Origin of the sequence: Streptococcus sp. HMSC072D05 (assembly GCF_001815805.1) — a bacterium.
Lineage (GTDB): Bacteria > Bacillota > Bacilli > Lactobacillales > Streptococcaceae > Streptococcus.
In genome coordinates this window covers 50,535-51,589 of the sequence record NZ_KV822044.1, presented here as the reverse complement: position 1 = coordinate 51,589, position 1,055 = coordinate 50,535, and the positions used below count along the sequence as shown (strand labels likewise).

The window sequence follows — 1,055 nt, the reverse complement described above, 5'->3', positions numbered from 1 at the left end:
ATACAGGAAAAAAATACTAATCATTCTGGGACTTTTTAGCCTTCTTGTTGTGGTTTCTGGAGCCTATCCCTTATATCGCTACCTAACACATGACCGTTATAAAGTGCGAACTCCTGAGGTAGAACCAGCTTCTTATGAGTTTCTAGCTAATAGACAGGGGTTGGTCATTTCTTGGAAATATGTCAATCATAGCAATGAGCAGGAAGCTAATGAAGAACCACTGGAGTATACCAGTGCAATTTATGGGAAACGTTACCTTTCGACAGACAGTAAACGTTTAATTTACAAATGGGACGATAATCGCTTTGATGTCAAGAATCTGAGTTGGGGGGAGTATTGGAAGATTCAGGTTTATGATACCAGTCAGGATGATTTGCCTCGTAAGGAGTATGACCTTTTAAAGGCTGTTGCGGATTATGATTCGTCATACTTTCCAGTTTCAAGTACTTATATTAATTTTGTCACATACAATGATCAAGAGTATCGTAAGGTAGTTCTCCAAAAAACTGGGGGTCATGACCGTAAGGAAGTCCTCTTTAATATGGAAACAGGTAAGCTAGAGGATGTTCCTAAAGAACTTGGGGTTGCTCTTGAGAATAGGTATACATATTTATTTAACCGTTATACAAGTTTGAAAAATTACTATTATAATGATGATTTTATAGATAACACTACCTGTCTTAATCTCTCACAATCTGTGATTGAACAGTCTTCAGATTGGCTCTTGAGGGAGAAATACCCAAAAGCTTATGACTTGATGAGTAAAGAAAAAGGAAGTCTCTATTTTTTAACTAACGAGACAGATGTTAAGCTTTTATCAGATATTTTTAGCCTCTTAATTCCTAAGGACCGTGATTTATTTGATAACCTCACGGTTTATGGAGAGGTAACTAGGGACGGGAAGGACCATGTGGTTCACTCTTATGAAGAGTTTATCAATGTCTTGAAACCAAAGGAGGAGTTGAGTAATGTCCGTTAAGCGAATTCAGCCAATGCGAATTCAAAGCATTAAGGCGAGTATCAAAGTTTCGACAGATGAGATTTCAAAGGGGATG

Annotated in this window: 1 protein-coding gene; it reads left to right on the top strand. The window is 37.6% G+C overall.

The window, feature by feature from the left end; genetic code table 11:
- Positions 1-979, top strand: a 979-nt coding sequence (locus HMPREF3057_RS09780) for a hypothetical protein (protein ID WP_257371412.1), incomplete at its 5' end; no start/stop codon positions are given.
- Positions 980-1,055 lie beyond the last annotated feature (76 nt).